Genomic DNA, 23971 nt, shown 5'->3' with positions numbered 1-23971 from the left:
TTATACCGTGATCTTTTCGACGAAAGACAGAAGAGATGTTATAATAAAAAGAGAGGAGTGTTATTTATGAATATCCCGCTATGTGTAAAGGACAGCTCCGTTCGAATATTGTTTACAGAGGGCAGAGACAGACGAATGATGGAGGCAGCGATACGGCTTTATAACGAACAGATTCTCACTCCGCTGTTGTATGGAGATACCCGGCAGCTATATGAGCAGGCAGAGGCATATGGTCTTTCTCTCACCGGAATTCAGATTGTAGATCCAAAGCGGTTTACACAGCGTGAGGACATGATTCGCCGCATGCTGGAGCTGCGTAAGGGAAAAACAGATGAACAAACATGCCGGGAATGGCTGAAAAAGGATACGTATTTCTGTACGATGTATGTTGAGCTGGGATATGCCGACGGACTGCTCGGTGGTTCTGCCAATTCTACTGCCGATACCCTACGTCCGATTATGCAGCTGATTAAAACACGCATGCCGCATACCATCGTCTCCAGCTGTTTTCTTATGAGCAGAAGGGATGAGCATTATATTTTCGCAGATTGCTCTTTAAACCGAAATCCCAACACGGATGAGCTGGTGGAAATCGCATTGCAGGCAGCGGAGAGTGCAAAGACCTTTCAGCTGGAGCCAAAGGTAGCCCTGCTTTCCTATTCCACACATGGAAGCGGGAGCGGAACAGATGTTGATACTGTACGTGAAGCCGCACAGCGATTACAGCGCATGCCGCTGGATTATGATGTGGATGGCGAGCTGCAGGTGGATTGTGCATTGTCCAGACGGGTAGCTGAGCTGAAGGCAGTGGATTCCACAGTCGGAGGTAATGCCAATGTTTTGATCTTTCCGGACTTGAATGCAGGCAACATCGGATATAAGCTGGTCGCCAATCTGGGTGGATTTGAAGCACTTGGTCCGATTCTGCAGGGTGTACGGCTGCCGATGAATGATCTTTCACGCAGCGCAACAACAGAAGAGATTTATAAAATGGCAATCATTACCGCCATGCAGAAGGAAGCAGGAATCAAGATGAGGAGACATGGAAATGCAGACAGCATCGATTTGGGAATTTAAGGGGTATACCATGCGCTCATCGCGGATTGAGGATAAAGACGCATATTATTTAGCCGGATTCACAGAATGTGACAGCGAGGTTGCACGTATGACCGGCAGTAAAATGCACTACAGCAAAGAGGAAGTGGATGCATATTTTGTGAATTGTCTCAACGATTCCACACGATATGATTTTCTGATATTTGATCCGCAGGGCAGCCTGATCGGTGAGAGCGTAATCAATGAAATTGATGAGCAGGCACGTTCTGCAAATTTCAGAATCTGTATTTTTAAAAGCAAAAACTGCGGAAAGGGAATCGGCAGCTGGGCGATTCAAACAACAAGAGATTTCGCCTTTTGCGAGCGAAAGCTGCACAGACTTTCACTGGATGTGTTCTCATTCAATATACGGGCCAAAAAAGCCTATGAGAAAGCAGGGTTCCGCGTGGAGGGCATTCTGCGGGATGCCATTTGGGATAACGGTGTATATGCCGATGATATCCTGATGTCCATATTGGAGGAGGAATGGAAACAAATCGCGTAAACAATCACTGGAATTGATAAAAGGTATCCGCAATATGCAGTGGAACTGTTTCCATCCACTGTTCTAATGCGAATACCTTCTTTTCTATGCCTTTATCAAATCATGTAAAATTTATGCGATAGCTGAAGGAATCCCTATGAATTCCCATTCCTCATCAGGCTGTAACGCTTTACCTCAATGCTTATGCATGTAATACTGAGCTACAAAGCTGCTGAATGATTGATAAACACCTTTTGCACAGGACGCTTTTCTTGAATTCCGGCTTATCCGTGCTTTCGCTGTAAAGCTCTGTGTATCCATTTTTCAATTTCCACGATTGGAATGATGGAGACAGACATGAGCAGCGCAACAGCAAATTCCGCAACGGAAATATGTTCAAACGCAAACAGCTCGGATAAAACAGGAATATAGATGACCGCAATCGTCAGGAAAAGTGCACACACGACAGAACCGATGAGATACAGGTTCTGTTTTTTCATATGCACAACGGACTGCTTCAGGGAACGCATATTGAATGCGTGAAACATTTCTGTCATCGACATGGTCAGAAATGCCATGGTCATACCGTCTGCACTCTGTGTGATTTCCCAGACACCGGCTTCCATAAAATGACCGACAATATAGGAAAAAAGGGTAATCAGTGTAATAGCACAGCCCTGAAATATGATTTGCATGTGCAGGCCGTTGGCAAACAGCCCTTCACTGCTAGGACGCGGAGGCCGCCGCATCAGATCCTCATCCCCCTCCTCCATGCCCAGCGCGAGAGCAGGAAAGGTATCCGTCAGCAGATTGACCCATAGAATATGCACAGGCTTTAATATTGTAAATCCCATCATCGTGGCAAGGAATATGGAAAGCACCTCACTAATATTGCTGGATAGCAGAAACTGAATGGCCTTACGGATATTATCATAAATCCTACGCCCTTCCTGAACTGCCGACACGATCGTCGCAAAATTATCATCCGCAAGCACCATATCTGCCACATTCTTTGTAACATCAGTTCCTGTGATTCCCATACCGACACCGATATTTGCACGCTTGATGGCGGGAGCATCGTTAACACCATCTCCGCTCATCGCAACAACATATCCCCTGGATTTCCATGCATCCACAATACGTACCTTATGCTCCGGCTTTACACGGGCATATACAAATGTCTGATCAATGCGGGCAGTCAGCTCCTCCTGTGACAGCGTATCCAGTGTACTGCCACTCATCGCCTGTGAGGTATCCGTTATGATAGTAAGCGATTTCGCAATTGCCACCGCAGTATCAATGTGATCACCGGTAATCATGACCGGACGGATGCCAGCCTTACGGCACTGGGCGATCGCCGGCTTTACCTCCTCACGTACCGGATCCATCATGCCGCACAGACCGAGAAATACCAGATTGGACTCTGCTGTTTCCATATCTGTTTCGATATGCTCATTCCATTTGCAGGCAGCACATAGTACACGCAAAGCACGATCTGCCATGCGTTTATTCATCCGGTTCAGCTCTTCGCGATCATCTTCCCGCATCGGTTCTATTTTCTGATTGCGCCAAATGCCCGTACAGCGCTGTAAAACAACATCCGTCGCTCCTTTGGTGAATTGCAGAACAACACCGTCAGACTGCCTGTGCATCGTGGTCATCATCTTGCGCTGGGAATCAAACGGAAATTCATGAATACGCGGATACTTCTGCATTTCCTCATTGATATGAAACAGCGTTTCCCCATATGCGCTCAGCGCAACCTCTGTAGGCTCTCCCTGCATGGTTCCATCCGCATGTACCTGCGTATCATTGCACAGGCTCATTGCCAGTGCAAGCAGACGCTCATCATCACCGAAATGCTCCACCACCTGCATACGGTTCTGTGTCAGGGTACCGGTTTTATCCGAACAGATCACCTGTGTACAGCCCAGTGTTTCCACAGCGGTCAGCTGTCGTATGACTGCATTGCGCTTTGCCATGCGCGTCACACCGATTGCAAGCTGCACCGTTACTACCGCGGCAAGGCCCTCCGGAATAGCCGCAACAGCAAGGGAAACAGCCAGCATGAAGGTATCCAATAAAGATTCCGCACGCAAATCACCATTACGTAACAGCTCAAACAGAAACATAAAAGCACAGATTGCCAAAACCAGAAGACTCAGCAGTTTGGAAAGCCGGTTCAGCTTCTGCTGCAGAGGTGTTGCTTCCTCTCTGCTTACCAGAATCGCATCTGCAATCTTTCCCATTTCTGTATGCATACCGGTTGCAGTGATCACTGCACGTCCTCTGCCATATACCACACTGCTTCCCATATAGACCATATTTCTGCGATCACCCAGCGGTGGATTGTCTTCCTGCAAAGCCTCTGTTTGCTTTTCCACCGGAAGGGATTCACCACTCAGGGCAGACTCCTCCACCTTCAGGCTGGCACATTCCAGAATCCTGCCATCTGCCGGTACAGCATCTCCAGCCTCCAGTACGATTACATCCCCGGGAACAAGGTCTTCACTTGCAGTAACCCGTATCTCACCATTTCGCACGACCTTGCAGGCAGGCGCATTCATGTGCTTTAAAGCTTCTATCGCCGCCTCCGCTTTTCCCTCCTGATACAAGCCGAGCATCGCATTTACCATGACGACAAACAGGATGATAAAGGTATCCGCATAGGATTCATGTGCATATGCGGAGGTGATTCCGGAAATGAGCGCAGCCCCAAGCAGTACGATGATCATCGGATCGGAAAGCTGCCTGGCCAGCCGTTTCAAAAGGGATGCTTTTTTTTCTTCCTGTAATTTATTCAGACCAAATACGCTGCTTCGTTCCTGTGCCTGTGCTTCACTCAATCCATGCATGCTGCTGTGCTGTTCCTGTAATGCTTCTTCCACTGTTCTCTGATAAGCTTCCATAGTACCGCCTCCATTGAAAAAAACTCCTATACAGCTGTGCTGTATAGGAATTGTACGTTTATTCAGCCAGCCTGTGACTTCATACGATGCAGACATCCGTAAATCGCGATTCCTTTCTGCATTTATTTTTCATGGTTATCTCTACCTGTATTGTAAAGCATACAGACCCTTCTGTAAACAGCCCCTTTTTGCAATTCGGACAAAGTCATGAAATTGTCTAGCGAAACAGCGTCCCCTCCTCGAAGATTCCCCACACAGCCTGTGGATCTGTCTGTGTTTTCTGTATGGAAAATACCACCTGTGCATCCTGAAAGGTAAAGCTTCCATTTCCCTGTGTTCCGTATCCGTCATCCGAAAAGCTGAATGATGCTGTATCACCGTTTCGCTGCGCAGTGCCGGAAATAGTGGCAACCTGCTGCGCATTCTCCGGATTCAGACTCGTCAGAGTATAGGAAAAGGTGGTATCTGTTACATCGGATATAACAAGTGTACTGTGATTTCCACTATACGTTCCAGCGATGTCCTCCTGCTTCTGCGGCTTTTCTTCCTGTTGCGGAGTCTGCACGTTGGCACCGCCACGGGTAAAGATGTCCTTATTATACGGACCACAGTTAATCGTTTGTCCCTCATACTTCAGCTGATTGCTGCTTCGAATTGCAAAGGTATAGGTCCCCTGTGTACTGGTTGCTTTGATGCTGTGATCCGAAATGCTCCACGTTCCACTCACATCCTGCATTCCCTCACAGCTGTTTTGTGTGAAAACAAAGGAACCATCGCTCCTGAGTACAATTGCAGATGCAGCACCGTTATGAGCATTTTCGTCCGTAAAGGTACCGGCCATATCCTCCATACGGTATTCCTGCTTCTGTGAAAAGAGCTCATTTCCGTATTTCCAGTAAAGGAATCCGCCTCCAGCCGCCAGACCAGCCACAAGCAACAACAGGACCAGAGCCAGCGGCCATGTCCTTCGTTTTTTGACAACGGTTTGCTTCTTTGTTTTATGATCGGTTCTATGCTTTGTTTTCCGCTTGGTCTTTTTTCTGGTTTTGCCTTTTTTCGCCTTCTGTTTCTTATTCTTTTGATCAGAAGGCTTTGACTCCCTCTGCTTTTTCATGACTGATCGCTCCTTCGCATCAATCAGCTCGCTGCTGTCAACCTGAAAAAGCTGGGCAAGTCGCTCCAGCTGTTCCTCATCCGGAACACGGATGCCTGCCTCCCAATCGAGTAACTCCTCCTGCTCTATACGCATATATGCAGCAAGCCGCTGCACGCTGATTTCATATTCCATGCGCAGCTTTTTAATATTTTTACCAGACATATGGTTTCACTTCCTATCTTATGCTAGTATTATCCCCGACACGGAAGAAGAAAGTCAAGAAAACCGAAAGAATCGTAAGAATCTGATAATAGAAAAAAGACTCCTTCTATTGATAAATATAAGGAATCATGAGCATTTCAACAAGATTCGCATCCTTATGGTCTTCAAAGGTTCGATATACAAGCCGCTGGAAGACAGGACCTTTCTGAATGAGGTGTTCTCTTTGAAAAAAGGTGCGGATGCGCTCACGGGTTAAAGCTGAACGCTTGTCATTATGCTCAAACGCATAGATTACCACAGCACACCCCGGTAGATATGAGAAGCCGAATTCCTCACTCACTCCAATTTCAGCAGCGCAATCTTCATAAATGCCAAATCCGCTGATCCCTTTACGGTCATCGTCTTCTTCCTTTGAGATAAGGGCACATTGGAAAAACAAATCCGCATTTTTCTGAAACAGATTAAATTGGATGGAATCCTGCGCATCCTCCTTGATGTTCAAACAGTCCTCCTGTGAGATAAAGAAGATACCCGGTCTTTGGATATAAATGCAGTTGTACAGACAATAGGCCGTCATTTTCAATATGCTGATATAGTGGTCCAGGTTCATCAGCTTCTGCTGCAGCCGCTGTATCTCCTGCACATAATCATTGCGCTTCTGCTGTACCATTTCACGATGCGTCTGTACATTGCCGCGAAGAATATTTTCACGTATATTGGATAGCGAAATTCCCATATGAGAAAACCGCTGAATATATAGCAGCTGATCAATCTGTTCACTTGTATAATAGCGATAATTCGTTTCCGGATCTTTGAAGGGTACAATCAGCCCCAGTCGTTCATAGTGCCGAATCGCCTCCGGTGTCACCCCCATGATTTTTGCAATCTTTCCGATTTTATATTGCATATCATCACCCCGCCCTTTGTATTATACTATACAAAAGGAATTTGTAAACAGGGATTTTAAGAATACGAGAATGTCTGTCTCAATTTAGCCATACCACTTTTATAGAATCCGATTTTTCCTGTCTTTGGCTGCTTTAACGGCTGTTGATGAAATCGCATATATGAATTCAGATGATGCGTGAATGCCAAAGGTACCATGTGGATGTAACCATATATTCAGCACAGTTTTAACCGGGTTCTATGATAGATAAATCTGCTATTCCGGATGGCCATGTATCTGACAGCTGTTTTATATTGCATTGGATACGTACACATTCCTTGGAAGGAGGGCAAAAATCTTTGTAAAATATAAGCAAAGGATATGCAAAGCAGAGGCTGTTCATCAGAATGAATAGAAATCAAAAGACCATATATACGCACGCCGTCATAAGGATGCTGTTAAAATTTCCATATATTTCTATATTTTGATTACGATATGTTATTCTGCAAGATTTATTTTGTATATTTCATGTTTTATATATAATATGAAAACGAAACATGTTATAATCAAAGTGCAGAGATCATAAAGAAAAACAGCATAGAGCATGTGTACAGCAGAAGGCAGGAAATCGATTGCCTGTAGCAGTTAGGATAAAGCATGTATGCCGATCAGAAAGATGTTCTGTCGTACAGCATGTCATCATACAATGCTAAATAGAGCGATTGCATAAGCGGATCATGCAAAATGAGAAATACTAGGAGGAAAAAACTATGGCAGAGGAATTTAGAAGAATATGGTCATTCATTGAAAAAGCGGAGCCGGCACAGGAGATGCTGTCTGTTCTGGTACCTGGCGAAGAGATTCTGCAGTGCTATAAGACAAATCGAGATATGTCAGCACTGACGAACAAAAGAATCATTATTTTTGACAGACAGGGTCTTACCGGAAAGAAAATCGAGATTTATTCCATTCCTTATCGTTCTATTGACATGTGGTCTACAGAGAATGCAGGGAAATTGTTTGATATCGATGCCGAGCTGGAGCTGTGGACAAAAGCCGGACATTTCAAAATCAATGTGGATAAAAAGTGTAACATCCGTGAATTTGATACCATATTGGGAAACGCGATACTGGATTAGTTCTTACTTATATCTTATGTTAGCATGAAAATATACCAAAGCTTTGATATCGTTTATATGACGATATCTTTTTTATCATGCTGTGTTCCTATGTTTAAAGAAATCGGGCAGGTAAAGGCTTTATCGTATGTAACGGATGGAAGACCATCCGCTGGTATCAGTCAAAGGCAGGGTTGCACTGATAATAGTTTTCCGTATCCAGCTGACTCTGAACATAGGCAAGTGCTTCTCCAAACCTCTGGAAGTGTACGATTTCACGTTCTCTTAAAAAACGCAGGGGGGCAATGACATCGGGGTCACTGGCAGCCCGTATCAGATTTTCATAGGTTGTCCGTGCTTTCTGTTCTGCTGCAACCTCATAAGAACAACATAGGCGAAAAGCCTTATAAACACGTTGTTTTTCGTGGTACAGGCTTTCCCTAGCTGCGATTGCATAAGGACAAAAAGTATATTATATAGAAGATAAAGCAAACTATCCTGCAAAAAATTCCATAGTTTCGATAGACCGGACGTTCAGAAATGAGCGTCTATTTTTTTAACCAAAATCACGAAAGGAGGATTTACAACGATATGAAAAAGATTATGAACCGTCTGCTTGCTGGCGTACTAAGTCTGGCTGCGGTATTCGCCACCTTACCAGCTTCACAGGTACAGGCTGCGGAGAAGCAATACTGGACAGACGCACAGGAAAAGGCAGGCTATGTAGAAAAAGTCATGAATGATGGCAGTATCGGTTCTACATTCCATGAGGGCATTATGCAGGTGGAGGGAGAAACCGCCTACTGTATTGACATCAACACAGATTTTCAGTCCGGCTACAAAACTCGTTCGGACGCAAGTTCCCGTATGAGTGCCGACCAGATTGCTGACGTTGCCCTCTCACTGGAATACGTCAAACAGTATGCAGCCAGCCACAAGGAGCTGAATTACAAACAGGTCTATCTATTGGAGCAATGCGTTGTCTGGCAGCGTTTGAGCGTACATTTAGGATGGAACTGCGACAATGTACGAGCTGCCTATGACGAGGTATCCAAAGAGGTACAAGACGAGGTATACGCTGGCGCAAAGGCATTTGTAAAAGCCAACAAAGGACGCTACGACTGCGGCGGCTATATCTATTCCGGCGACGGGCAGGAATTAGGACAGTTCTGGGCGAAGCTGGATGTGGGAAATGCGGCACTTCAAAAGGTGTCCTCCAATCCCACCATTACCAACGGAAACAACAGCTATTCCCTCGCTGGTGCGACGTATGGTGTCTTTGCTGATAAAGGCTGCAAGGAACAGCTTGCCACCCTTACGACAGATAAGGACGGGAACACCGAAGCGGTGGAGGTAAAGGCTGGTAACGTCTATATCAAAGAGCAGTCCGTTCCGGCGGCAGGTTTCCAATTAGACAAGACGGTATATCCCTTGACCGTCAAAGCTGGCGAAACATCCACCTTGAAAGTCAGCGATACACCCAAAGTCACAACCACATTGATTGAGCTTTTTAAGATAGACATGGAAACATCAAAGGGAGCGGCACAAGGGGCAGCTTCTTTGGAGGGTGCAGAGTTTATCTGGAATTATTATGATGGGTACTACAACAAAGACAACCTGCCAGCAAAGCCGACCCGTTCATGGACGACAAAGACCGTAGCTGAAAAAGGCAGTGACGGAGCGACCCATTACATCACAAAGCTGACAGATAGTTATAAGGTATCCGGCGACAGCTTCTACTTACAGGATGGCGTACCATGCCTGCCGCTTGGAACACTGACCGTATCTGAAAGTAAGAGTCCGACAGGCTACTTATTAGAGGGTGCGTATATGCAGGCAGGTGGCAGTGAGGAACAGATTAAGGGAATGTATCTGGCACAGATCACCGAAGATGGGGAGCTGGCGGTACTTACAGGCAGCAACCAGTATTCCGTATCCGACAAGGTTATCCGTGGCGGCGTAAAAGTCCAGAAGCGTGACTTTGAAACAAAGGACACGAAGCCACAGGGCGGTGCAACATTAAAAGATACGGAGTTCACCATCACCAGCCTAAATGAGAACGCTGTGCTGGTGGATGGCAAGCTCTACAACAAAGGCGAGGTTGTGAAAACCATCCTTACAGGCATTGACGGTATTGCTTCTACGGCTGCGGATACACTGCCTTACGGAACATACCGCATTGATGAAAGCAAGAGTCCGGCAGGCTACTTGACGACAGGTGCGGTTTCCCGTGAATTTACCATTAAGGAAAATGGCAAAATCGTGGATTTGACTGGTGCGGAACAATCCATCTACAACCAGATCAAGCGTGGCGACATTGAGGGTGTGAAAATCAGCGACGGTACACACAAGCGTCTTGCTGACGTTCCGTTCCGCATTACCAGCAAGACCACAGGTGAGAGCCACGTTGTCGTGACTGATAAAAACGGACAGTTCTCTACCGCTTCTGACTGGGTATCCCATAAGCAGAATACCAACAGGGGCAAGACCAGGGAGGACGGTATCTGGTTCGGTACGTCTGAACCGGACGACTCCAAAGGTGCGCTGCTGTACGATACCTACAAGATTGAGGAATTGCGCTGCGACAGTAATAAGGGGTTTAAGCTCATTCCGGCTTTTGAGATTGTGGTTTCCAGAGATAAGGTAGTCATTGACTTGGGAACGCTCACGGACGACTACGAAAAAGAAATCTCTATCCATACCACCGCTGCGGATAAAGCCACGGGTGAGAAATCAATCATTGCCGGAAAAGAGGTCACGATTGTGGATACGGTCACGCTGGACGGTCTGAAAAAAGGCACAAAGTACCAGCTCAAAGGCTGGCAGATGGTAAAGGACGAAAACACCGAGCTTCTTGTTGATGGTGAGCGTGTGGAGAGTGAATACACATTCACCGCTGATAGCGAGGAAATGAAAGTCAAGGTGGAATATACGTTCAATGCTTCTGCGCTTGGCGGTAAAGACTTGGTTACTTTTGAAGAATTGTACGACTTATCTAACAAGAACGAGCCTGTCAAAGTGGCTGAACACAAGGACATTGAGGACGACGGGCAGACGGTATCCATCAAAGAGCGTGTTATTAAAATCCATACCACTGCTGCGGACAAAGCCACGGGCGAGAAAGTAATCGTTGCTGGCAAAGAGGTCACAATCGTGGATACGGTCACGCTGGACGGTCTGGAAGTGGGTACAAAATACCAGCTCAAAGGCTGGCAGATGGTAAAGGATGAAAACACCGAGCTTCTCATGGATGGCAAGCGTGTGGAGAGTGATTATACATTTACTGCCGACAAAGAAGAAATGAAAGTGGAGGTCACCTTTACATTCAACGCTTCTGCCCTTGGCGGCAAGAACTTGGTGACGTTTGAGGAACTCTACGACGTAACCAATCCCGACAAGCCTGTAAAGGTTACGGAGCATAAGGACATTGAGGACGAGGGGCAGACGGTTCTTATCACGGAGCGCATAATCAAAATCCATACCACTGCCGCCAGCAAAGACGGTGAAAAAGTCATAGAAGCTGGCAAAGAGGTCACAATCGTGGATACGGTCACGCTGGATGGTCTGGAAGTGGGTACAAAATATCAGCTCAAAGGCTGGCAGATGATAAAGGATGAAAATGCCGAGCTTCTCATTGACGGGAAACGTGTGGAAAATGACTACACATTCACCGCTGCCGACACCAAAATGGAGGTGGAAATTTCCTTTACGTTCGACGCTTCAAAGTTGGGCGGCAGGCAGCTTGTGACCTTTGAGGAACTCTACGACATCACCAATCCCGGCGAGCCTGTAAAAGTCACAGAACATAAGGACATCACAGACAAGGGGCAGACGGTCACAATCAAGGAAGTGCCGGAAACACCTGCGCCCGAAGAACCAAAGAAACCGGAAACACCAGACACGCCGAGCCATAAGGTGACGGACTCCCCAAAAACGGGTGACAACACCAATGTGGCTGCCTTTGCTGTCCTGCTTGGACTCTCTGCGGCTGGTCTTGCCTTTGCAGCTTATAAGAAACGCCGTTCCATAAAGCATGACGGTGATAAATAAAGTGTGAGGTGACTGCCTATGAAGCTGCATACACGCTCGCCGCCTGCTGTGACGGTTCAGACTGCCGGACAAAACCTTTACACTGTTTCTTTTCTGTCAATCGTCTTTTTGATTGATAGAAAAAAACAGTCCACTAGGGGGTATGGGGGATTGTAGCTCCCCCATGCTCTTTCCTTAAAGCTACGCACATAAAAAGAAAAGAGGTAAACACATATGGAATTAAAACACGTAATCCCTAACATGGAAAAGACATTCGGAAACTTGGAATATGCCGGAGAGGGCAAGACCGAGCAGCGTCGGGTAAACGGGCGCATGACGGTCATTTCCCGAAGTTTCAATCTGTACTCTGACGTACAGAGAGCTGACGACATTGTTGTTATCCTGCCTGCTTCTGCCGGAGAGAAAAATTTTGAGGTAGAGGAAAAGGTAAAACTTATTAACCCGAAAATCACGGCTGACGGCTACAAAATCGGCACCCGTGGATTTACCAACTATATCCTGTCCGCTGACGACATGGTGAAAGCATAAGGAGGTCATGAGATTATGAGATTAGCAAACGGAATTATCATTGATAAAGAAAAGACATTTGGTGTGCTGAAATTCTCTGCCCTTAGACGTGAGGTACACATCCAGAATGAAGATGGAACAGCGTCCGAGGAAATAAAGGAGCGCACGTATGATTTGAAGTCCAGAGGACAGGGGCGCATGATACAGGTGAGTATCCCGGCTTCTGTACCTTTGAAAGAATTTGACTACAACGCCGAGGTGGAGATCATCAATCCTGTGGCAGACACGGTGGCAACCGCCACGTTTCAAGGGGCAGATGTTGACTGGTACATCAAAGCCGACGACATTGTATTGAAGAATAAAGGCGGTCAGCCAGTAGCCAGCCCACAGAACCATAACCAGCAGCCACAAGGCAAAAAATAACAGAAAGGACTAAGCCATGAAGAATTTTCAAAGAAAAGGCAACCGTATCCGAGCCAGTGACAGGTCGCTGGTGGTGCGCTCATTGGGCGGTCGGCTGGCGTGCCTGTTCCTTGCGGTCGTGCTGCTTTTGAATATCAACACGCTGCTGCATACGGACTGGAACACGGTTTCGCTCTTTCAGAATGGCAGCATTAAGCTCACGGTCACGCCCTACATGATAGTATCTCTCATAGTAGCGGTGCTGGTGTGCGGCTTGTCTGCGTTCCTGTACGCCCGCTACCAGCCGGACAGGATAAAACAGCTCTGTCACCGTCAAAAGCTGTCACGGATGATATTGGAAAATGGTTGGTATGAGTCCGAGCAGTCACAGGATGGCGGATTTTTCAAAGACCTGCCAGCCAGCAGGTCAAAGGAGAAAATCACCCACTTTCCCAAAGTGTACTACCGCCTAGATAATGGACTCATTCACATACTGGCAGAAATCACGCTGGGTAAATATCAAGACCAGCTCCTGCACTTGGAAAAGAAGCTGGAAACAGGCTTGTACTGTGAGCTGGTTTCCAAAGAACTGAAAGACAGCTTTGTGGAATATGTGCTGCTCTATGACACCATTGCCAACCGTATTACCATAGACGAGGTACAGGCGGCAGGTGGCAGCCTGCGGCTCATGAAAAATGTCTATTGGGAATATGACAAGCTCCCCCATATGCTCATTGCTGGCGGCACTGGCGGCGGTAAGACCTATTTTATCCTTACCATCATAGAAGCACTCCTGCGTACCAACGCCAAACTGTATGTGCTTGACCCGAAGAACGCCGACCTTGCCGACCTGTCCGCTGTCATGCCCGAAGTCTATTACCGCAAGGAAGAAATTACGGAATGTATTGATAGGTTCTATGATGGCATGATGGAACGAAGCGAAACCATGAAGCTCATGGACGGTTACAAGACGGGGGAAAACTATGCCTATTTAGGTCTGCCGCCCCACTTCCTCATTTTTGACGAGTATGTGGCGTTTATGGAAATGCTGACGACAAAGGAAAACGCTTTGGTCTTGAATAAACTGAAACAGATTGTCATGCTTGGGCGGCAGGCAGGCTATTTTCTTATTCTCGCCTGCCAGCGACCCGACGCAAAATACCTTGGCGACGGTATCCGTGACCAGTTCAATTTCCGTGTGGCACTTGGCAGGATGTCAGAGCTTGGGTATTCTATGATGTTCGGTGAGGTGGACAAAAACTTTTTCTTAAAGCAGATCAAAGGGCGTGGCTACGTGGATACGGGAACAAGCGTCATATCAGAGTTTTACACTCCCCTCGTACCAAAAGGGCATGACTTTTTAATGGTGATTGGGGAGCTGGCAGGAAAGGAGGTGAAAAAAGAAGCTACGGGAACATCCCCATAGCTTTAACGTAACTTCAATATGTCGTTTGGCGTGCAGTCAAGAAATTCACACAATCTGGCAAGTATCGCAAGGTCTACTCTGGTGACTTTGCCCTTGCAGTAATTATTGAGCTGTGTGCGTTGGAGCTTACAGGCTTCACATACCTTGTTCTTGCTGATATTCTTCTCTTTCAAGAGCCGCTCTAAATCAATGTATACCATCATTCTTTTACACCCGTCCTTTTGGTTAAATTATATATACAACTGTATTGAAAAATAAGATGTATTACAGTACACTGTATGTATATACAGGGTAAAGGAGTATTCTGGATGGGCAGGAAGAAATCAATCGTTCTTGCCGCTGTATCTATTGTGGCAGTCATAGCGGCAGATTATTTACAGAATGGACGGGAAATGTCAGTTTACAACAGCCGTTCCTTTACGGCAGGAGCTTATAAGGAAGAACACCTTATTATCGTGGTGAACAGGCTGTATATCCCCGACAAAATGGATTGTGCAAGGGAGATCGTCAGAAAATGCAGGAAAAACAACTTCGGCAACATACTGTTCAGCTATGATTATGGTATCCCCAATGAGCTGCACGCTTCGGTGTACTTATCTGAACATGACGTAAAACGAGGTGAACCCGTATTCAGACTTAGTTACACAGTAAAAGGGGGTACTCTGACCGACTATAACATTGTGGACAATCCACAGGAGTTTGAATTGGTGATTGAATAAAAACGACCAAAGGCAGGACGGACAGGCGGCGTGCGAAGCGAAAGCCGCTGGTTCGTCCTAGCCGTGTTGGGGCGGCTTGCCGCCACAACCATTCGCCCCCGGTATCTAACAGGGGGGCACAAATACAATAGGAAACAGTCAAAGAAGTTGGGAAAGTCCTTGTAAATCAAGGATTTTTTCTACTTTCAGAGGATGTCAACTGGAACGCTTCTAGTTGACACTTTTTCCAGAATGGAGGGATTTTTACTGAATGATACAGAATGGAATACGGATTTAAAAGAAAAACGGCTGGCATATGGCGTTTCACAAAATAAGCTGGCGGTGGCGGCTGGAATTACAAGGCAGTATCTTGGGAAGATAGAGTCCGGCGGTGCTGCTCCCAGCGAGGAAATTAAAGAAAACCTGCTGCAAGCTCTGGAACGGTACAATCCAGAAACACCGCTTACCATGCTGTTTGATTATGTGCGGATACGCTTTCCCACCACAGACGTGAGGTTTGTGGTTGAAACCATCCTTAAATTAAAGCTGGATTTTATGATACATGAGGACTTTGGCTTCTACTCCTATCCAGAGCATTACTACATGGGGGATATATTCGTCTTGGTTTCCCCCGAACAGGAAAAGGGGGTGCTGCTGGAACTGAAAGGAAAAGGCTGCCGCCAGTTTGAAAACTTCCTGCTGGCACAGCATAGGAACTGGTACGACTTCTTCACGGACGCTCTCTGCGAGGGCGGCGTGTTCAAGCGGATAGACCTTGCAATCAATGATATGGTTGGGATACTGGACATTCCAGAGCTGACCGCTAAATGTAGGAATGAGGAATGTATTTCCGTATTCCGAAGTTTCAAGTCCTACCGCTCCGGCGAGCTGGTGCAGAGCCACGAGGAAAACAAGTCCGGCATGGGGCACACGCTCTATATCGGTTCGCTGAAATCAGAAGTCTACTTCTGTGTGTATGAAAAAGCTTACGAGCAGTACGTGAAATACGACATCCCTGTTGAGGAAACGCCTGTCAAGAACCGCTTTGAAATCCGCTTGAAGAATGAGCGAGCTTACTATGCGGTGCGTGACCTGCTGACCTACTATGACGCTGAACGCACTGCGTTTTCCATCATCAACCGCTATGTGCGGTTTGCCGATAAGGACGAAACAAAGCGACGGAGCGAATGGCAGACAAATGACCGCTGGGCGTGGTTTCTCGGTGAGGGGCGTGGGCGGCTGAAACTGACGACCGAACCCGAACCGTACAATTTCCAGCGTACCTTAAACTGGCTGGCAAGGCAGGTCGCCCCTACCTTACAGGTAGCGGAAAAACTGGATAAACAGAATAACACGACAATCATTAAAGACATGGTGAAAAATGCGAAGCTCTCCGACCGATTGGAAAAGGTCTTGCAGCAGCTCTCTGTCACCGTGGAAGATATGACTGTCAAGGACAAGGAGGTATAAAAAATGTGGCACATATTGTTTGACCTGCTGCTGGTATCGGCAGGCATGGGAATGGGCGTGGTGCTTATGTGTATCCTGCAAGTCGGGAAAGAAGCGGACACCCACTTAGAAAAAATGGAAAGGAGCAATGAAAAATGAACTTTGGACAGAACCTTTACAACTGGTTTTTGAGTAACGCTCAGAGCCTTGTGCTAATGGCAATCGTGGTGATTGGCATTTACTTAGGCTTTAAGAGAGAATTTAGCAAGCTGATTGGCTTTCTGGTGATTGCCTTAATCGCTGTCGGTCTGGTATTTAATGCCGCTGGTGTGAAAGACGTACTCTTAAACCTGTTCAACAAGATTATCGGAGCTTAAAATCAAGGGTTTGCGCCTGTCGCAAACCTACCCAATAAAAGGATGTGATTCATAACAATGTTTGAAATGAGATTATATATCCTCAACACCACAAAGCCTTATAGCGACGACGAGGACGAGTATACAGGTGCATGGTTTCCCTGCCCTGTAACCTTTGAGGAAATCAAGGAAAAGTTAGGCGTGGAAAAAGAGGAAGATTTTGAAATTGAGGACTACGAGCTGCCCTTTTCCCTAAGTCCTGATATGCCCCTTTGGGAAATCAACGCCCTGTGCCGCATGGTGCAGGAAATCGAGGGCACGCCCCTTGGCAATGAATTAAGCGAGATACAGGCAAAGTGGTTTCACAACATCAGCGACTTTTTCGACCACAAGGACGAGATACGCCACTATGATGTGCCGGACTCCGCTTCTCTTGCAGAATACCTTGTCATGGAGGAACGCCGCTTCGGGGAGCTGCCGCCGGAACTTATGAAGCACATAGACTTCATTTCCTACGGTCATGAGCTGGAACAAAGCGACGAATACCTCTTTACGACCAGCGGCGTATTCCGCTATCGGTAAGGCGGTGGCTGCCTTTGGAGGAAATGCGTATCTATATTGCCAACCTTGGCAAGTACAACGAGGGGGAGCTTATAGGCGACTGGTTCACGCCGCCTGTGGACTACGACGAGATGGCAGAACGGATTGGCTTGAATGACCGATACGAAGAATACGCCATCCATGACTATGAGCTGCCCTTTGAAATCGACGAGTACACGCCCATTGAGGAAGTCAACCGCCTGTGCGCTATGGTGGAAGAACTGGACTATCCGCTGGATGAGGTGATTGACGACCTGCTCTGCCATTTTTGCAGCGTGGAGGAACTCTACGACCACAAGGACGACATCATCCAGTACCCTTGCGACAACATGGTGGACGTTGCCTACCACTTGATTGACGAGTGCGGCGTTCTGGGCGAGATACCCGACCGATTGCGTAACTACATAGACTATGAAGCCTTTGCCCGTGACATTGACTTGGAGGGGTGCTTCATAGAAACCAGATACGGAGTCTTTGAGTGCCCGTATTAACAAGCTGGCAGACCTGCACAAACGTGTGATTCTGGCAGCTTATTTTAATAGCAGCAGTCTGTGAAATGCAGGCTGCTGTTTCCATTTTAGAAGAAAGGAATGGTACAAAACATTGAAGAAAATAAGAAGCTATACCAGCATTTGGAGCGTGGAAAAGGTCATTTACGCTATCAATGACTTTCAGCTCCCGTTCCCCATCACATTCACACAGATGGCTTGGTTCGTGGTATCCCTGTTTGCGGTGATCGTATTTGCGGAGCTGCCGCCCCTAAACATGATTGACGGGGCGTTCCTCAAATACTTTGGTATCCCTGTGGCGGTGACGTGGTTCATGAGCCAGAAAACCTTTGACGGAAAGAAGCCCTACGGTTTCCTAAAATCCAGTATCAGTTACCTGCTGCACCCGAAAGTGACCTATGCCGGAAAAGCGGTGAAGCTGAAAACGGAATTATTGAATACCGCCATAACGGCAGTTAGGAGTGATGTGTATGTTCCCCATTAAATATATCGAAAACAATCTGGTGTTCAACCATGACGGGGAGTGCTTTGCCTACTATGAGCTGATACCCTACAATTATTCGTTCCTGTCGCCGGAGGAAAAGTACATGGTACATGACAACTTCCGGCAGCTTATCGCACAGAACCGTGATGGAAAGATACACGCCTTGCAGATCAGCACCGAGTCCAGTATCCGGCAGACACAGGAACGCTCCAAAAAAGAGGTCACAGGCCGGCTCCGTGAGGTGGCTTGTGCAAAGATAGACGAACAGACCGAAGCGTTGGTTGAAATGATTGGGGAAAATCAGATTGACTACCGCTTTTTTCTTGGCTTTAAGCTGCTGGTGAACGAGGAAGAAATCAGCTTGAAGCACGCCGGAAAGTCCGCTGCTATGACTTTTGCTGATTTTCTGTACGAGGTCAACCACCAGCTCATGGGGGATTTTGTATCCATGAGCAATGATGAAATTGCCCGTTTCCAAAAGATGGAAAAACTCTTGGAGAGCAAAATCTCCCGCCGGTTCAAAATCCGGCGATTAGAAAAGCACGACTTTGGCTACCTAATCGAGCATATCTACGGGAAAACAGGTGTTGCCTATGAGGACTATGCCTACGACTTCCCGGTAAAGAAGCTGAAAAAAGAAACACTGGTAAAACGGTTTGACCTTATCCGTCCGACACGCTGCCAGATTACGGAGAACCAGCGGTACTTAAAGCTGGACAGTGAGGAACAGACGACTTATGCTGCCTACTTCACGATTAACAATATCGTCGGGGAGCTGGATTTTCCATCCAGTGAGATATTTTACTACCAGCAGCAACAATTCACGTTCCCCGTGTCCACGTCTATGAATGTGGAAATCGTCACCAACAAAAAAGCATTGACGACGGTAAGGAACAAGAAGAAAGAGCTGAAAGACTTGGACAACCACGCTTGGGAGTCCAACAACGAAACCAGCAACAACGTGGTGGACGCTCTGGACTCTGTAAATGAGCTGGAAACCACCTTAGACCAATCTAAAGAGTCCATGTATAAGCTGTCCTACGTGGTGCGTGTGGCGGCTGACAGCCTGGACGAGCTGAAACGCCGCTGTGATGAAGTCAAGGACTTTTACGACGACCTCAATGTGAAGCTGGTGCGCCCGTTCGGGGATATGCTTGGTCTGCATGGGGAATTTCTTCCAGCCAGTAAGAGGTATATCAATGACTATATCCAGTACGTGACAAGCGATTTTCTGGCAGGTCTTGGATTTGGTGCGACACAGCAGTTAGGGGAAAGCGACGGTATCTATATTGGCTACAACCTTGACACGGGCAGGAACGTCTATCTGAAACCGAGCCTTGCGGCACAGGGAGTCAAAGGCTCTGTGACAAACGCCCTTGCTGCGGCGTTCCTTGGCTCACTAGGGGGCGGTAAGTCCTTTTGCAACAACCTCATTGTTTACTATGCGGTGCTGTTCGGCGGCAGTGCGGTCATTGTAGACCCAAAATCCGAGCGTGGAAACTGGAAAGAAACGCTGCCGGAGATTGCACAGGAAATCAATATCGTGAACCTTACCAGTGAAGCGAAAAATAAAGGACTACTTGACCCTTACGTGATTATGAAGAACTTAAAAGACGCTGAAAGCCTTGCAATCGACATCCTGACCTTTTTAACAGGTATCAGTAGCCGTGATGGTGACAAGTTCCCCGTACTTAGAAAGGCAATCCGCTCTGTCACACAGGGCAAAAGGCGTGGTCTTTTGTGCGTCATTGACGAGCTGCGGAAAGAGGACACGCCTGTTGCCAACAACATAGCGGAGCATATCGAGAGCATGGTGGACTACGACTTTTCCCACCTGCTCTTTTCCGACGGTACGGTGGAACAGTCCATCAGCTTAGATAAACAGCTCAACATCATACAGGTGGCTGATTTGGTACTGCCAGACCGTGACACCAGATTTGAAGAATACACCACAATGGAGCTGCTCTCCGTGGCTATGCTTATTGTAATCAGTACCTTTGCCCTCGACTATATCCACTCTGACCGGAGCATTTTTAAGATGGTGGATTTAGATGAAGCGTGGACGTTCTTGCAGGTGGCACAGGGAAAGGCGCTGTCCAACAAGCTGATACGTGCAGGTCGTTCCATGAACGCCGCCGTTTATTTCGTGACACAGAACTCCGGCGATGTGGACGACGAGAAGATGAAAAACAATATCGGTCTGAAATTTGCGTTTCGCTCCACGGACATCAGCGAGATCAAGAACACCCTTGAATTTTTCGGGGTGGATAAGGACGACGAGAACAACCAAAAGCGGTTGCGTGATTTGGAGAACGGGCAATGCCTGTTTCAAGACCTCTACGGTCGGGTGGGCGTGATCCAGATACATCCTGTCTTTGCCGACCTGTTCCACGCCTTTGATACCAGACCGCCAATTCAGACAGAAGAAACGAGGTGAAGCCTATGCGTAAACATAAAATCCTGCGCTATACAGGTATCGTCCTCTTAGTCATTGTGGGTATCCTCGCTTTTTTATCTATCACAGGTACGGTGGCTTATGCTGCCGGATTGGTGGACGACACGGTGAACGCTGCCAACCAGTATTCTAAGTATCCGCTGGAAAACTACCAGCTTGACTTCTACGTGGACAGCTCATGGGATTGGCTGCCTTGGAACTGGCTGGACGGTATCGGCAAGAGTATCCAGTACGGCTTGTACGCTATCACCAACTTTGTCTGGACGGTGAGTATGTATATCTCCAATGCCACAGGGTACGTGGTGCAGGAAGCCTATAAGCTGGACTTTATCTCCGATACCGCAAACGCAATCGGAACAAACATCCAGACCCTTGCAGGGGTAAATGCAGGCGGCTTCGCTGCACAGGGGTTCTACGTGGGTTTCCTGCTTATCCTTGTGCTGCTGGTGGGTATCTATGTGGCATACACAGGTCTTATCAAAAGGGAAACCACAAAGGCTGTCCATGCGGTCGTGAACTTTCTTGTTGTATTCGTCCTGTCAGCGTCCTTTATCGCCTACGCTCCCAATTACATTACAAAAATCAATGACTTTTCCTCGGACATCAGCAGTGCGGCACTGTCACTGGGTACGAAAATCACCCTCCCCAACTCCGACAGTCAAGGGAAAGACAGTGTGGACTTGATACGGGATAGCTTGTTTTCCATACAGGTGCAGCAGCCGTGGCTGTTATTGCAGTACGGCAACTCCGATATGGAGGACTTGGGTGCAGACCGTGTGGAGAGCCTGCTCTCTGCCAGTCCGGACACCGACACCAGAGAGGATACGGTGATTGCGGAAATCGAGGACAAGGACAATCCGAACATGAGCGTCACAAAGACCATGAGCCGCTTGGGAACGGTGGTCTTTCTATTCCTGTTCAATATCGGTATTTCCGTCTTTGTATTCCTGCTTACGGGCATGATGATTTTCTCACAAGTGCTGTTCATTATCTACGCCATGTTCCTGCCCGTGAGCTTTATTTTATCCATGATACCCTCTTACGAGGGCATGGCAAAGAAAGCCATCACAAAGCTGTTCAACACCATCATGATGAGGGCAGGCATTACCCTCATTATCACCGCCGCTTTTAGCGTGAGTACCATGTTCTACTCTATCTCGGCAGGCTATCCGTTCTTTATGATTGCCTTTTTGCAGATCGTCACCTTTGCAGGTATCTATTTCAAACTGGGTGATTTGATGGGAATGTTCAGCTTGCAGTCCGGCGACGCACAGCAGGTCGGCAGGCGTATCCTCCGGCGACCTTATATGCTATTAAACAGAGGGGCAAGACGCATGGAGCGTCGTGTCGGCAGGACGTTAGCCGCTGGCATGGCTGGCGGTGCGGTGGGTGCTGCGGTGGCTTCTGGCAGCCGTCAACCCGATACAAGGAAATCAGCAGACAGGCAGAACCACGCCACAGGCAGCCGCCCCAACCACGATACCGGACAATCCGGCAGTACCGCTACCTTTGGCAAGCGTGCTGGCTCTAAGATGGGTGCGGTGCTGGATACAAAGCAGAGAGTCAAGGACAAGGTACAGTCCGTCAAAGAACAGGTCAAGGATATGCCAATACAGGCTGGCTACGCCGTCCATTCCGTGAAAGAACGGGCAAAGGAAAACGTGTCCGACTTCAAGCGTGGCATGGTGGAAGAAAAAACCACCCGGCAACAAGGACGGGCGGCAAAACAGGACAGCCACAGGCAGACCATAGCAGAAAAACGCATGGCAATGGAAAGAGCAAAGCCGACCGGATCAGCGGCGAAAGGTACTGCCCCTGTCCATGAGCGACCAGCCACAATGCCTGTATCCAGTGCAACAACACCACAGGCTACCGCTGCGAAAGGTGCAGCTCCTAAGACAGAGCCGACCAGTAAGGAACGTCCGGCGGCAGTATCCAGAGAAAGCTATGAGAAGCCAACAACCACGAAAGGCAGAGAGTCAGCGGTAAAACCACAGGAACAGCGCACGCAAGTGATACGGGAGTCTGGGGCACGTTCCCAGACAGTCAAAGAGCCTGCAAAGCCACAGGCGGTAAAAGAGCCAGCTTTTGCCGGAACTAAGACCATTCGGCAAACCAGTTCACAGAAAACGAGCCGTAACATCCAGCGCAACACCGTGAAGAAATCCTCCACCCACACAACGAAGAAAGGACGGAAAAAATGAAGCTGCGGCATTTAGCACTGCTTGGTGGGATTTTCACGGTGATTATCAGCCTGCTGTTGTTTCTGTTTATTGTCACAGCAGACGACGAGGAAAGCGGCGGTGGTTCTGGTTTTGACTATTCGGGCATGAACCTGTCAGCAGAGGTCTTGAAACACCAGCCGACCGTGGAAAAGTATGCGAAGCAATACGGCATTTCAGACTATGTGAATTACCTGCTTGCTATCATGCAGGTGGAGTCCGGCGGCACAGCGGTGGACGTTATGCAGTCCAGCGAGTCTTTAGGTCTGCCGCCCAACTCTTTAGGAACAGAGCAGTCCATTGAACAGGGCTGTAAGTATTTTGCTTCTCTGCTTGCTTCAGCAAAAGCAAAAGGCTGTGATATAAACACCGTCGTCCAGAGCTACAACTATGGCGGCGGTTTTGTTGATTATGTGGCAAGCCACGGAAAAAAGTATACCTTTGAGCTGGCGGTCAGCTTCGCAAGGGAGAAATCCGGCGGCGTCAAAGTGACCTATAAGAATGAAATCTCCATCAAGGAAAATGGCGGCTGGCGGTACAAGTACGGAAATATGTTTTACGTCCGTCTGGTGGCGCAATATCTGGCAGTACCTAATTTCAGCAACGCTACGGTACAGGCAATCTTCAATGAAGCTCTCAAATATCAAGGCTGGACGTACGTGTTTGGGGGAGATAACCCGAACACCAGCTTTGATTGCAGCGGTCTGGTGCAGTGGTGCTATGGAAAGGCTGGTATCAGCCTGCCGAGGGTGGCACAAGACCAGTACGACGTAACACAGCATATCCCACTGTCACAGGCGAAAGCTGGTGATTTGGTATTCTTCCATAGTACCTACAATGCTGGTACATATGTCACCCACGTCGGCATATATGCAGGAAATAACCGTATGTATCACGCCGGAAACCCGATTGGCTATGCAGACCTAAACACTTCGTACTGGCAGCAACACATCATTGGTGCCGGACGTGTGAAATCCAACTAAGACAGAAAGGAAATGGTAAC

At 47.6% G+C, this 23971-nt stretch carries 21 protein-coding genes and 1 pseudogene; 17 read left to right on the top strand and 5 right to left on the bottom strand.

Going from position 1 to position 23971, the window contains the following annotated elements:
• Window positions 1–66 precede the first annotated feature (66 nt).
• Complete coding sequence (gene pta / locus ACESPQ_RS02480) at window positions 67–1077, top strand: phosphate acetyltransferase (protein WP_109769752.1); 1011 nt, start codon at window positions 67–69, stop codon at window positions 1075–1077.
• Window positions 1049–1600 carry a GNAT family N-acetyltransferase gene (locus ACESPQ_RS02475; RefSeq protein ID WP_002605894.1) on the top strand — a complete coding sequence of 184 codons (552 nt, stop codon included), beginning with the start codon at window positions 1049–1051 and terminating at the stop codon, window positions 1598–1600. Before pta ends, ACESPQ_RS02475 begins: the two co-directional genes overlap by 29 nt.
• Window positions 1601–1863: 263 nt before the next feature.
• Here the strand turns inward: ACESPQ_RS02475 and ACESPQ_RS02470 are convergent, their stop codons facing one another.
• The 3 genes from ACESPQ_RS02470 to ACESPQ_RS02460 all read right to left on the bottom strand — a co-directional run bounded on the left by ACESPQ_RS02470 (window position 1864) and on the right by ACESPQ_RS02460 (window position 6713).
• The gene (locus tag ACESPQ_RS02470; RefSeq protein WP_373143879.1) at window positions 1864–4488 is read right to left on the bottom strand and encodes a calcium-translocating P-type ATPase, PMCA-type; all 2625 of its coding nucleotides are present in this window, start codon (window positions 4486–4488) and stop codon (window positions 1864–1866) included.
• Window positions 4489–4705: 217 nt separating this feature from the next.
• Window positions 4706–5806 carry a helix-turn-helix domain-containing protein gene (locus ACESPQ_RS02465; RefSeq protein ID WP_373143877.1) on the bottom strand — a complete coding sequence of 367 codons (1101 nt, stop codon included), beginning with the start codon at window positions 5804–5806 and terminating at the stop codon, window positions 4706–4708.
• Between the two features lie 106 nt (window positions 5807–5912).
• Entirely contained in the window at window positions 5913–6713 is an 801-nt protein-coding gene (locus tag ACESPQ_RS02460) for a MerR family transcriptional regulator (RefSeq protein WP_109769755.1), read from the bottom strand.
• A gap of 749 nt (window positions 6714–7462) precedes the next feature.
• On the opposite strand from ACESPQ_RS02460, the gene ACESPQ_RS02455 reads away from it, so the two are divergent.
• Window positions 7463–7831 carry a PH domain-containing protein gene (locus ACESPQ_RS02455; RefSeq protein ID WP_002605898.1) on the top strand — a complete coding sequence of 123 codons (369 nt, stop codon included), beginning with the start codon at window positions 7463–7465 and terminating at the stop codon, window positions 7829–7831.
• Window positions 7832–7988: 157 nt separating this feature from the next.
• Here the strand turns inward: ACESPQ_RS02455 and ACESPQ_RS02450 are convergent.
• Window positions 7989–8189, bottom strand: a pseudogene (locus tag ACESPQ_RS02450) (manganese catalase family protein); the annotation flags it as partial.
• Window positions 8190–8401: 212 nt separating this feature from the next.
• Here ACESPQ_RS02450 and ACESPQ_RS02445 point away from each other — a divergent pair.
• The 4 genes from ACESPQ_RS02445 to ACESPQ_RS02430 all read left to right on the top strand — a co-directional run bounded on the left by ACESPQ_RS02445 (window position 8402) and on the right by ACESPQ_RS02430 (window position 14195).
• Complete coding sequence (locus ACESPQ_RS02445; RefSeq protein ID WP_242410384.1) at window positions 8402–11860, top strand: VaFE repeat-containing surface-anchored protein; 3459 nt, start codon at window positions 8402–8404, stop codon at window positions 11858–11860.
• Between the two features lie 213 nt (window positions 11861–12073).
• The gene (locus ACESPQ_RS02440) at window positions 12074–12388 is read left to right on the top strand and encodes a YdcP family protein (protein ID WP_044304197.1); all 315 of its coding nucleotides are present in this window, start codon (window positions 12074–12076) and stop codon (window positions 12386–12388) included.
• A 15-nt stretch (window positions 12389–12403) separates the two neighbouring features.
• Entirely contained in the window at window positions 12404–12790 is a 387-nt protein-coding gene (locus ACESPQ_RS02435) for a YdcP family protein (protein ID WP_242410383.1), read from the top strand.
• A 16-nt stretch (window positions 12791–12806) separates the two neighbouring features.
• Window positions 12807–14195 (top strand): FtsK/SpoIIIE domain-containing protein, encoded by a 1389-nt coding sequence (locus ACESPQ_RS02430; RefSeq protein WP_242410382.1) that lies wholly within the window; start codon window positions 12807–12809, stop codon window positions 14193–14195.
• Window positions 14196–14197: 2 nt separating this feature from the next.
• On the opposite strand, the gene ACESPQ_RS02425 is transcribed toward ACESPQ_RS02430, so the two are convergent.
• The gene (locus ACESPQ_RS02425; RefSeq protein ID WP_044953538.1) at window positions 14198–14398 is read right to left on the bottom strand and encodes a helix-turn-helix domain-containing protein; all 201 of its coding nucleotides are present in this window, start codon (window positions 14396–14398) and stop codon (window positions 14198–14200) included.
• A 105-nt stretch (window positions 14399–14503) separates the two neighbouring features.
• Here ACESPQ_RS02425 and ACESPQ_RS02420 point away from each other — a divergent pair, with 105 nt between their 5' ends.
• The 10 genes from ACESPQ_RS02420 (at window position 14504) to ACESPQ_RS02375 (ending at window position 23951) form a co-directional block, all read left to right on the top strand.
• Complete coding sequence (locus tag ACESPQ_RS02420) at window positions 14504–14914, top strand: hypothetical protein (protein WP_242410381.1); 411 nt, start codon at window positions 14504–14506, stop codon at window positions 14912–14914.
• 231 nt (window positions 14915–15145) lie between these two features.
• Window positions 15146–16363, top strand: coding sequence for a MobT family relaxase (gene mobT, locus ACESPQ_RS02415; protein ID WP_242410440.1), 1218 nt, complete (start codon window positions 15146–15148; stop codon window positions 16361–16363).
• A gap of 3 nt (window positions 16364–16366) precedes the next feature.
• Entirely contained in the window at window positions 16367–16501 is a 135-nt protein-coding gene (locus ACESPQ_RS02410) for a DUF3789 domain-containing protein (RefSeq protein WP_242410380.1), read from the top strand.
• Window positions 16498–16719 carry a hypothetical protein gene (locus tag ACESPQ_RS02405; RefSeq protein WP_018597649.1) on the top strand — a complete coding sequence of 74 codons (222 nt, stop codon included), beginning with the start codon at window positions 16498–16500 and terminating at the stop codon, window positions 16717–16719. Before ACESPQ_RS02410 ends, ACESPQ_RS02405 begins: the two co-directional genes overlap by 4 nt.
• Window positions 16720–16776: 57 nt before the next feature.
• A complete protein-coding gene (locus tag ACESPQ_RS02400; protein ID WP_242410379.1) occupies window positions 16777–17280 on the top strand; it encodes an antirestriction protein ArdA in 504 nt (167 codons plus the stop codon).
• 14 nt (window positions 17281–17294) lie between these two features.
• Window positions 17295–17789 carry an antirestriction protein ArdA gene (locus ACESPQ_RS02395; RefSeq protein ID WP_247230545.1) on the top strand — a complete coding sequence of 165 codons (495 nt, stop codon included), beginning with the start codon at window positions 17295–17297 and terminating at the stop codon, window positions 17787–17789.
• A gap of 112 nt (window positions 17790–17901) precedes the next feature.
• Window positions 17902–18291, top strand: a complete 390-nt coding sequence (locus tag ACESPQ_RS02390; protein WP_373143875.1) for a conjugal transfer protein — start codon at window positions 17902–17904, stop codon at window positions 18289–18291.
• Complete coding sequence (locus ACESPQ_RS02385) at window positions 18278–20728, top strand: ATP-binding protein (protein WP_242410377.1); 2451 nt, start codon at window positions 18278–18280, stop codon at window positions 20726–20728. The genes ACESPQ_RS02390 and ACESPQ_RS02385 overlap by 14 nt, the downstream gene beginning before the upstream one ends.
• Window positions 20729–20733: 5 nt before the next feature.
• On the top strand, window positions 20734–22950 hold the full coding sequence (locus tag ACESPQ_RS02380) for a CD3337/EF1877 family mobilome membrane protein (protein ID WP_247230543.1): 2217 nt from the start codon (window positions 20734–20736) through the stop codon (window positions 22948–22950).
• Window positions 22947–23951, top strand: coding sequence for a bifunctional lytic transglycosylase/C40 family peptidase (locus tag ACESPQ_RS02375; RefSeq protein ID WP_242410375.1), 1005 nt, complete (start codon window positions 22947–22949; stop codon window positions 23949–23951). The genes ACESPQ_RS02380 and ACESPQ_RS02375 overlap by 4 nt, the downstream gene beginning before the upstream one ends.
• The last annotated feature ends 20 nt before the right edge of the window (window positions 23952–23971 follow it).

It is taken from the genome of Clostridium sp. HGF2, assembly GCF_964240115.1.
GTDB lineage: Bacteria > Bacillota_I > Bacilli_A > Erysipelotrichales > Erysipelotrichaceae > Clostridium_AQ > Clostridium_AQ innocuum.
The sequence above is the reverse complement of the archived record's forward strand: the minus strand, read 5'-3'. Positions and strand labels throughout refer to the sequence as shown.

Excerpts from the sequence above, each read along its gene's own strand:
- pta (WP_109769752.1), top strand. The coding sequence starts at position 67 with ATGAATATCCCGCTATGTGTAAAGGACAGCTCCGTTCGAATATTGTTT.
- ACESPQ_RS02475 (WP_002605894.1), top strand. The coding sequence starts at position 1,049 with ATGCAGACAGCATCGATTTGGGAATTTAAGGGGTATACCATGCGCTCA.
- ACESPQ_RS02470 (WP_373143879.1), bottom strand. The coding sequence starts at position 4,488 with ATGGAAGCTTATCAGAGAACAGTGGAAGAAGCATTACAGGAACAGCAC.
- ACESPQ_RS02465 (WP_373143877.1), bottom strand. The coding sequence starts at position 5,806 with ATGTCTGGTAAAAATATTAAAAAGCTGCGCATGGAATATGAAATCAGC.
- ACESPQ_RS02460 (WP_109769755.1), bottom strand. The coding sequence starts at position 6,713 with ATGCAATATAAAATCGGAAAGATTGCAAAAATCATGGGGGTGACACCG.
- ACESPQ_RS02455 (WP_002605898.1), top strand. The coding sequence starts at position 7,463 with ATGGCAGAGGAATTTAGAAGAATATGGTCATTCATTGAAAAAGCGGAG.
- ACESPQ_RS02445 (WP_242410384.1), top strand. The coding sequence starts at position 8,402 with ATGAAAAAGATTATGAACCGTCTGCTTGCTGGCGTACTAAGTCTGGCT.
- ACESPQ_RS02440 (WP_044304197.1), top strand. The coding sequence starts at position 12,074 with ATGGAATTAAAACACGTAATCCCTAACATGGAAAAGACATTCGGAAAC.
- ACESPQ_RS02435 (WP_242410383.1), top strand. The coding sequence starts at position 12,404 with ATGAGATTAGCAAACGGAATTATCATTGATAAAGAAAAGACATTTGGT.
- ACESPQ_RS02430 (WP_242410382.1), top strand. The coding sequence starts at position 12,807 with ATGAAGAATTTTCAAAGAAAAGGCAACCGTATCCGAGCCAGTGACAGG.
- ACESPQ_RS02425 (WP_044953538.1), bottom strand. The coding sequence starts at position 14,398 with ATGATGGTATACATTGATTTAGAGCGGCTCTTGAAAGAGAAGAATATC.
- ACESPQ_RS02420 (WP_242410381.1), top strand. The coding sequence starts at position 14,504 with ATGGGCAGGAAGAAATCAATCGTTCTTGCCGCTGTATCTATTGTGGCA.
- mobT (WP_242410440.1), top strand. The coding sequence starts at position 15,146 with ATGGAGGGATTTTTACTGAATGATACAGAATGGAATACGGATTTAAAA.
- ACESPQ_RS02410 (WP_242410380.1), top strand. The coding sequence starts at position 16,367 with ATGTGGCACATATTGTTTGACCTGCTGCTGGTATCGGCAGGCATGGGA.
- ACESPQ_RS02405 (WP_018597649.1), top strand. The coding sequence starts at position 16,498 with ATGAACTTTGGACAGAACCTTTACAACTGGTTTTTGAGTAACGCTCAG.
- ACESPQ_RS02400 (WP_242410379.1), top strand. The coding sequence starts at position 16,777 with ATGTTTGAAATGAGATTATATATCCTCAACACCACAAAGCCTTATAGC.
- ACESPQ_RS02385 (WP_242410377.1), top strand. The coding sequence starts at position 18,278 with ATGTTCCCCATTAAATATATCGAAAACAATCTGGTGTTCAACCATGAC.
- ACESPQ_RS02380 (WP_247230543.1), top strand. The coding sequence starts at position 20,734 with ATGCGTAAACATAAAATCCTGCGCTATACAGGTATCGTCCTCTTAGTC.
- ACESPQ_RS02375 (WP_242410375.1), top strand. The coding sequence starts at position 22,947 with ATGAAGCTGCGGCATTTAGCACTGCTTGGTGGGATTTTCACGGTGATT.